Origin of the sequence: Streptomyces olindensis (assembly GCF_040645895.1) — a bacterium.
In the GTDB taxonomy this organism is placed as follows: domain Bacteria; phylum Actinomycetota; class Actinomycetes; order Streptomycetales; family Streptomycetaceae; genus Streptomyces; species Streptomyces olindensis.
This window is the reverse complement of record NZ_JBEYZD010000055.1, coordinates 50,512-58,843: the sequence shown is the minus strand read 5'-3', so window position 1 is coordinate 58,843 and position 8,332 is coordinate 50,512. Positions and strand designations below refer to the sequence as shown.

The 8,332-nt window shown below is 76.3% G+C and carries 6 protein-coding genes and 1 pseudogene; 3 read left to right on the top strand and 4 right to left on the bottom strand.

Annotated features, from left to right (window positions below; all coding sequences use genetic code 11):
* Positions 1-225 (top strand): annotated as a pseudogene (locus tag ABZ948_RS29440) (hypothetical protein); the annotation flags it as partial.
* Here ABZ948_RS29440 and ABZ948_RS29435 read toward each other — a convergent pair.
* The 4 genes from ABZ948_RS29435 to ABZ948_RS29420 all read right to left on the bottom strand — a co-directional run bounded on the left by ABZ948_RS29435 (position 141) and on the right by ABZ948_RS29420 (position 5,740).
* Entirely contained in the window at positions 141-1,502 is a 1,362-nt protein-coding gene (locus ABZ948_RS29435) for an FtsX-like permease family protein (protein WP_359764517.1), read from the bottom strand. The pseudogene ABZ948_RS29440 and the gene ABZ948_RS29435 overlap by 85 nt on opposite strands.
* Positions 1,499-2,185 (bottom strand): ABC transporter ATP-binding protein, encoded by a 687-nt coding sequence (locus ABZ948_RS29430; RefSeq protein WP_359764515.1) that lies wholly within the window; start codon positions 2,183-2,185, stop codon positions 1,499-1,501. Before ABZ948_RS29430 ends, ABZ948_RS29435 begins: the two co-directional genes overlap by 4 nt.
* A complete protein-coding gene (locus tag ABZ948_RS29425; RefSeq protein WP_359764513.1) occupies positions 2,182-2,715 on the bottom strand; it encodes a PadR family transcriptional regulator in 534 nt (177 codons plus the stop codon). Before ABZ948_RS29425 ends, ABZ948_RS29430 begins: the two co-directional genes overlap by 4 nt.
* A gap of 103 nt (positions 2,716-2,818) precedes the next feature.
* On the bottom strand, positions 2,819-5,740 hold the full coding sequence (locus ABZ948_RS29420) for a beta-N-acetylglucosaminidase domain-containing protein (protein WP_359764511.1): 2,922 nt from the start codon (positions 5,738-5,740) through the stop codon (positions 2,819-2,821).
* A gap of 225 nt (positions 5,741-5,965) precedes the next feature.
* Between ABZ948_RS29420 and ABZ948_RS29415 the strand changes: the two genes are divergently transcribed.
* On the top strand, positions 5,966-6,208 hold the full coding sequence (locus ABZ948_RS29415) for a hypothetical protein (protein ID WP_359764509.1): 243 nt from the start codon (positions 5,966-5,968) through the stop codon (positions 6,206-6,208).
* Positions 6,209-8,293 (top strand): 4-alpha-glucanotransferase, encoded by a 2,085-nt coding sequence (malQ, locus tag ABZ948_RS29410; protein ID WP_359764507.1) that lies wholly within the window; start codon positions 6,209-6,211, stop codon positions 8,291-8,293.
* The last annotated feature ends 39 nt before the right edge of the window (positions 8,294-8,332 follow it).

The window sequence follows — 8,332 nt, the reverse complement described above, 5'->3', positions numbered from 1 at the left end:
GCGTACCTCTCGGCCGCCTTCGTGCTGGAGGAGGGCGTGGAGCTGACGGTCGTCGAGCGGATCGCGCGTGCGATGGGCGCGGCGGCCGAGACGGCGGGGAACCCCCGTTCCCCCGGGCCGGCCCGCCCTGCGGAGCGCGGTCAGGCGTACCGCAGTTCCCCGGGGCGCACCGAGCGGCGCAGCAGGGGCAGCGCGGTGGCGGCGGCCAGCAGGCAGGCGGCGTAGACCACCACGGGGACCAGGAGCGCCGTCCATGGCGTGGGCCAATGTCCGCCGTCGGCGAGCTTGGCGTATCCGGTGCCGAGTGCCGCGCCCCCGGCGCCCGCGAGCAGCACCGCCGGTGCCAGCGGCAGCGCGGTCTCCAGCAGCAGCGCCCGGCCGAGCACCGCGTGCGGCACCCCGGCGGCGGCCTGTGCGGCCAGGCCGCGGCGGCGGGTGGCCAGGGACTCGGCGGTGCCGACGGCGAGACCGGACAGGGTGATGAGGAGACCGACCGCGATGGCGGTGGCCGTCAGGTCGAGGCCGGTGGTGTAGTAGGACGTGCTCTCGCTCAGCTGCCTGTCCGAGTTCACCACGTCCAGGAGCACCTGCCGGACGCCCGTGAAGACGGCACCCACGATGGTCACCAGCAGCACCGCCGCATGGGTACGGGCCGCCGCCCACGGGTCGTCGCGCAGCCGTTCCGCCGCGATCAGCGTCGCCGCCGACCGGGCCCGGGGCGCCAGCAGCCGCCCCGTGAGTCCCGCCGTGGCCCCGGCGAGCCACACCGCGCCCGCGCCCACCGCGATGATCAAGCCGAACACCAGCAGCGGCGTCCGCCAGTGATCCGTGCCCGGCCGGCCGGGGGAGGTGGAGGTGCTGAGCACGGCGCCGAGCGCCAGGACCGCCACCAGCAGCATCGCGCCCAGGAACAGCAGCCCCGGGCCCCGTCCGCTGCGCGGCCGCACCCGGCGCACCCAGCCGAGGGGTGAGGCCACCACGCGGCGCAGGGCCAGCGCGCCCGTCGCCGCGCCCAGCACCGGCACCCCGACGGAGACGGCCGCGACGCCCGCCCAGGCGAGGACGGTCGGCTCAGCCCACAGGCGCAGCAGGAGCACCACCGAGCAGACGGTGGCGACCGCCGAGCCCAGCAGGCAGGCCAGCCCGGTCTCCAGTGCCGCGATCCGCCGCACCTGCCAGGGCGTCGCCCCGGCCAGCCGCAGCCCGGCCAGCCGCCGGTCGCGGTGCACGGCGCCGATGCGGGTGCACTGGCCGAGGAAGCCCAGCACCGGGACGAGCAGGAGCAGCAGGCTGACGATCACCCCGGAGCGCGTGCCGGGCTCGTCCAGCAGGCCGTGGCCCACGGGCACCTGGTGACCGCCCCGCAGGGAGGCCAGTACGACGGCCCCGAGCGCGAAGCCGGTCGCGAGCGCCGCGCCGGTCACGGTGAGCGCGATCCGCCACCACTCCCGGCGGTCGGAGCCGCGGATCAGCTCCAGGGCGAGACGGAGGTCGGATCTCACGCGGTCACCTCCAGCCCGGCCACGGTCCCGTCGCTGAGCCGCACCTCGCGGTCCGCGTACGCCGCCACCTGTGCGTCGTGGGTGATCAGCAGGACCGCCGCGCCCGTCTCGCGGGCTGTGCGCACCAGGGCCGTCATGACCTGCTCGCTCGCCAGGGAGTCCAGCGCGCCCGTCGGCTCGTCGGCGAAGACGACCCGCGGGCCGGTGACCAGGGCGCGGGCCAGTGCGGCCCGCTGGGCCTGGCCGCCGCTCATCTCGCCCGGCCGCAGGTCCTGCTGGCCGCGCACCCCGAACCGCTCCAGCCACTCGCCGGCCCGCTCCCGGGCTCCGGCCCGGTCGGTGCCGGCCAGCAGCAGCGGCAGGGCGACGTTGTCCAGGGCCGTCAGCTCGGGGATGAGCTGCCCGAACTGGAACACCACGCCGAACTCGGTGCGGCGCAGCTCGCTCAGCCGCTTCTCGGGCAGGTCCTCCAGGCGCCGGCCGTCGTAGGTCACCGAGCCCTCGTCCGGGCGGACGATGCCGGCCAGGCAGTGCAGCAGCGTCGACTTCCCGCTGCCGCTCGGGCCGGTCACGGCGAGGATCTCGCCCGCGCCCAGCTCGATCGACGCGCCGCGCAGGGCACTCGTCCTGCCGTGCGCCTTGACGAGGTCACTGGCCGTGAGAACAGGCACGGGTTTGGTCATGCTGCGTCGACCTCCGCGGTCAGGGTGGTGAGCCGGGCCGCCGTGGTGTTCATCCAGCGAAGGTCGGCGTCGAGGTGGTTGAGGGCGTAGTCCGCCGAGAGCACGGTCGCCAGGTCGGCGCCCCTGGCGGCCTTGACCGCCGTGAGCTCCCGCATCCGCTCCATGTGCGCGGTGCGCTGGGCGCCCAGGTACGCGGCCGGGTCGCCGCCCGTCAGGATCGCGACGACGACCTTGGCGAAGATCTCGTTCGCCACGAAGGGCGCGGGCGGGGCGATCTCGGCGGCCCAGCGGGCCAGCTCGCTCGTCCCCTTCTCCGACGCGCGGTACATCGTCCGCTCCGGGCCGCCGTCCGAGTCGGTGCCCTCGACCTCGGCGAGGCCGTCCCGGACGAGGCGTTGGAGGGTCGTGTAGACCTGCCCGTAGGCCAGCGGGCGGGCCTGCGGGAAGCGTTCGTCGTGGCGTCGCTTGAGGTCGTAGCCGTGACTGGGACCCGTGGCGAGCAGGCCCAGCAGGATGTGGCGGGTGCTCATGCCGACCATTATGTACTCAGTACATGTACTGAGTGAATAGTGGGCGGAGGGGAAAAACGCCGACGGGGTCTCGCCGGTCACTCGCCGACGGGTCTCGCCGGGTTCACTCCGTCACGGCGTACGCCTGCGCCGACCACAGCGAATAGCCGTACGGCGTGGCCCGCTTCTCGCCCTGCACCCGTACGAAGCGCACGTCCCGCTCGTCCATGCGGACGCTCTCCCGGCCGCCCCGGCCGTCCCGTACGGCGGCCGCCGTGCGCCAGCGGCGGCCGTCCGGCGAGACCTGGACGCGGTACGCCGAGGGGTGGGCGTCCTGCCAGCGCAGCACGACCCGTCCGAGGCGGGCCGGGCGGGGCAGCTCGACCTGCCACCAGGCGCCGTCGTCGACCGGGGAGGACCAGCGCGTGTCCGGGTCGCCGTCGTTCGCCGCCGACGCCGGGAAGTCGGGCGTCTCGTCGCCCGAGGAGCGGGCGGTGCCGGTGCGGGCCAGGTCGGGGCCGCCGGTGGGCGGGAAGGCGCGCACGGTGAGCGTGCGGGTCGCGTCCGCGAAGCGCAGCCGGACGTCGTACGACCGCATCGGCGTGCCGTGCTCCACGGTCACCTCGACCGGGACCTCCACGGTGGTGCCGCGGGGCACGGTCAGCTCGGAGCTCGGCACCCGGACGCGGACGCCCTCGGGCGCCTCGACGGTGAGCCTGCCGCGGGCGTCGGCGGGACGCAGCGAGCCGAGCCCGGCCGTCAGCCGCCGGGTCCGCCCGGTCTCGGCGTCCACGCGGTCCCGCGCCAGTTCCAGGGAGGCGGCCGGGGAGTCCGCGAACCAGGGAACGAGATGACGCACGCGCGACGGGGCGGCCCCGACGACCCGCACGGCGTCCACGGCCACCGCGCCCGCCGCCCGCCCGGCCTCCCGCCCGGCGTCGCCCTCCGGGGCGGGGCCCCGTCGGGTCTCGTCGCGGAGGGGAAGCTCGCTCGCGCCGGAGGCGGACAGGTGGCCGAGGGCCCGCCAGCCCCGGCCGGGCACGTGCACCTCGGCGGTGCCCTCCGTGCCGGGGTCGGTCAGGATCGTCACGGCCGTCAGCGGGCGGGGGTGCGGGAAGCGCAGGGTGCGGCCGTCGCCGGGGGCGCGGGGCGGCTCGTGGTCGATGCCCGCCCAGGCCGCGTACGACTTCTGCGCCCGCCGCAGGAACGGGTCGAGCACGGCCCCGCCGACCTCGACCCGGGCCGACTCCAGCCGGGCCCGCAGGCCGCCGAGCCCGCGGTACGCCGTCCAGGCCGCCGCCGCGTCCCCGGCGCGCTGCGCGTCCAGCATGTCGAGCGCGGTCGTGCCCGCCTCGCCGTACCGCGCCAGTTGCTCCGCCCACGGCCCGACCTCCCTGGCCAGGCCCGTGCCCGACAGCCGCCGGGGCAGCTCGCGCAGCACCGTGAAGGCCTCGCGCAGCCGGCGCGCGGCGGTGCCGTCCCCGCCGGTGCCGCCCGCCGTACGCGCCTGCCAGTACGCCTCGGTCAGCGGGCGCAGATACGCCGACTCCTCCTCGTCCAGCACCGACGACGCGTCGTTGCCGGCGAGCGCGGCCAGGGCCTGCTCGCGGCGCCGGTCCCCGCCCGCGAGGTCGGCGATCGCGGCCCGCCAGGACTCGCCCGGCCGGTAGCCGCGCGGGTTCCAGGCGAAGTCCGCGGCGGTGAACAGCGGGATGCGGGACGCCTCCGGCTGCTGCATCGCGTTGGCGAGCAGGGCGGCCGAACCGGTCGCGACGGCCGGCTCCCGGCCCCGGTACGGGCCGAGGAAGAGGCGGTCCGGCTCGTAGTCGTTGACCGGGTAGTTGTCCATCGTGACCAGCGGGTGCCGGAACGCCTCACGCGCGGCGGCCAGTTCCCGGCCCGTGATGGTGCGGGGCACCACCCCGACGCCCGTCCACGCCACCTCGACCCCCTCGGCCAGCGCGCCCGACAGCGCCCGCCGGTAGTCGGTCGTGCCGTCCTCGTAGTACTCGGTCGGCATCAGGGACAGCCCGGCCGCCCCGGGATGCCGTTCCGCCAGGTGCCGGGCCACCGCGTTCGCCACCCGGGCCTGCGCCCGCGCCGCCGCCTCGGGGCCGGAGCCGAACCGCTCGGCGTCCGCCTCGCAGTGCCACTCGCTGTAGCTGACGTCCTGGAACTGGAGCTGGAAGGCCCGGAACCCGAGCGCCCACATCGCGTCCAGCTTCCGCGTCAGCGCCCGCACGTCGGCGTCCGACGCGAAGCACATCGCCTGCCCCGGGGCCACCGCCCAGCCGAGCGTGACGTGGTTGCGGCGCGCCCGCTCGGCCAGCTCCCGGAACCCGGCCCGCTGCCCCGCCGGATACGGCTCGCGCCAGCGCGCCTGCCGGTAGAGGTCGTCACCGGGGGCGTACAGGTAGCGGTTCTGCTTGGTGCGCCCCATGAAGTCCAGCTGCGCCAGCCGCTGCCGGTGCGTCCACGCGGTGCCGTAGAAACCCTCGGTGATGCCGCGTACGGCGGTGCCGGGCCAATCGCGTACGACGGCCGCCGTGAATCCGCCGCCGGGGCGCAGCAGCTGGCGCAGTGTCTGCACGGCGTGGAACAGGCCGTCCTCTCCGGTGCCGGTGAGGCTGACGCCGCCCGGGCCCACGGACAGCTCGTACCCCCCGGCGGGCAGGGCGTGACGGTCGCCCCGCCGGACGGGCTCGGTCCGCGCGCGCACGACCAGGGCCCCGGGCGCGGCGGAGTCCGTGATCCGGCGGGCCCCGGCCTGCCGCAGCAGCTCGCGCAGGGCCTCGACGGCAGGGCGGTCGGCTCGCGCGTCGGTGATCAGCGCCACCTCGTCCGGCACCGCGACCGGGGCGCCGTTCGCGCGCAGGGACTGCGGGCGCGGCCATACGGAGAGGTCCGCCCCGGCCGTGTCGGACGTCGGTGCGGTGCTCGTACCGGGAGCCGGCGGGGCGGCCACCGCGGCGGGCGGGGCGCCGAGGCTCCCGGCGACGACGGCGACCGCCAAGGCTGCCGCCCGCTTCCCACGCCGCAGTCCCACAGGCCCCCTCCACAGGTGTCCGACCGGGAGAACGAGCCCACCACCCGGCCGGTGAGAGTGTCAACGAGAGTGGCCGATCTGACCGCATTTGACGGAATATGGTCAGAGTGGAGGGGAGCGGGATGTGAGCAGAAGCACGATGTTCGGCCTGGGGCGTCTGCCTTCGCGTCGACTGGGTAGGGCTGCGATAACCCGTCGAATGCCGTACCCGACAAGGAGGCCCCCGTGGCTGCGATGACTTTCCTTCCGCTCCCGGCCCCGTCCAAACCCGTGGCGGACCCGTCCGCCGACCTTGACGACCCCCACTACTGCGTCTTCAGCTCCGAGAGCACCTGCACCGAGCCCCCGCTCACCAGCGAACCCCCGCTGCCCGACGCCGAGCCCCTCACCAGCGAGCCGCCGCTCGCCGAAGCCGCCCCCCTGACCAGCGAGCCCCCGGCCTTCGTCCCGGACTTCACGAGGCCCTAGATGACCGCACCCCGGCCGGCCGACGCGCCCTCCGAGGACCTGTCCCGCCTCGCCGCCCTGCACGGCGTGGCCACTTCCTACAGCCCGTCCCCGGACCGCACGGTCGCGGCCTCGGCCACCGCGGTCACCCTGACCCTGGCCGCCCTCGGCGTGGACGCGAGCACGCCCGGCGCCGTCCGCGCCGCGCTCGCCGCCCGCGAGCGGGAACAGGCCGAGAGGCTGCTGCCACCGACCCTGGTCGGCTGGGGCGGCAGCCCCCCGGCCGCCCTCGCCGCACTCCCCGAGGGCAGCCGGCTGCGCATCGAGACCGAGCAGGGCGAGACGCGCGCCTCGGCGGAACAACTCCCGCCCGGCGTCCACCGGCTGACCGCCACCGCCCCCGACGGCCGCACCGCGGACGCCCACCTGATCATCGCCCCGCCCCGCCTGCCCACCCCCACCGGACGCTCGTACGGACTCCTCGTCCAGCTCTACTCCCTGCTGTCCCGCCGCTCCTGGGGCATGGGCGACCTCGGTGACCTCGCCGAGCTGGCCGGCTGGGCCGGGCGGTCCCTCGGCGCCGGGTTCGTCCAGGTCAACCCGCTGCACGCGGCCGTGCCCGGCGCCCCCACCGACCCCTCCCCGTACCGCCCCTCCTCACGCCGCTTCCCCGACCCCGTCCACCTGCGCGTCGAGGACGTCCCCGAGGCCGCGTACACCGAGGACCCCGAGCGGCTGCGCGCACTGCTGGAGAGATCCGGCCGGCTGCGTGCCGCCGTCCTGGAGAAGGGCGCCCTCATCGACCGGGACGCCGTGTGGGAGCTCAAGCGAGAGGCGCTGGAACTGCTCTGCGCGGTCCCCCTCGGCCCCGGCAGACGCGCCGCCTACTGCGACTTCCTCGCCGAGCAGGGGCAGGCCCTGGAGGACCACGCCACCTGGTGCGCCCTCGCCGAGGTGCACGGCTCCGACTGGCACCGCTGGCCGACCGGCCTGCGCGACCCCCGCTCGGCCGACACGACCCGCGCCCGCAACGGCCTCATGGACCGCGTCGACTTCTGGTCCCGGCTCGCCTGGCTCACCGACACCCAGCTGACCGCCGCGCAGCGCGCCGGCCGCGAGGCCGGGATGCCGGTCGGGATCGTGCACGACCTCGCGGTCGGCGTCCACCCCGGCGGCGCCGACGCCTGGGCGCAGCAGGAGTACTTCGCCGCCGGCATGTCGGTCGGCGCCCCACCGGACGCCTTCAACGCCCGCGGCCAGGACTGGGGCCTGCCCCCCTGGCGCCCCGACCGGCTCGCGGAATCCGGCTACGCCCCCTTCCGCGAGCTGCTGCGCGCCCTGTTCCGCTACGCCGGAGCCCTGCGCATCGACCACGTCATGGGCCTGTTCCGCCTGTGGTGGGTCCCCCAGGGCCACCCGCCCACGCAGGGCACCTACGTCCGCTACGACGCCGAGGCCATGCTCGCCGTCCTCGTCCTGGAGGCCTCCCGGGCCGGCGCCCTGGTCATCGGCGAGGACCTCGGCACGGTCGAACCCGGAGTCCGCGAGGCGCTGCGCGAGCGCGGCGTGCTCGGCACGTCCGTCCTGTGGTTCGAACGCGACTGGGACGGCGACGGCCGCCCCCTGCTCCCCGAGAGCTGGCGCGCCGACTGCCTCGCCACCGCCACCACCCACGACCTGCCCTCCACCGCCGCCCGCCTCACCGGCGAGCACGTCGAACTCCGCGACAGCCTGGGCCTGCTGACCCGCCCGCTGGCGGAGGAACGGGCCGAAGCCGCCGCCGACACGGCGGAGTGGCTCTCCCTGCTCTCCGAACTCGGCCTGCTGCACGGCACCGGCGGCGGCACCGACACCTCCTCGGAGGAGGCCGAGATCCAGGCCGTCCACCGCTTCCTGCTGCGCACTCCCGCCCGCATGGTCGGCGTCTGGCTCCCGGACGGCGTCGGCGACCGCCGCCCGCAGAACCTCCCGGGCACCTGGGACCAGTACCCGAACTGGCGCCTGCCGATCGCCGACGCGCAGGGGCGCCCGGTGACGCTGGAGGACCTCGCCGCCTCACCGCGGCTGCACGCGCTGACGGAGGTGCTGCGGGACGTCGGCACCTGAGGCCCGCGCTCCTTACGGCACCCCGGACGCGCGGCCCCG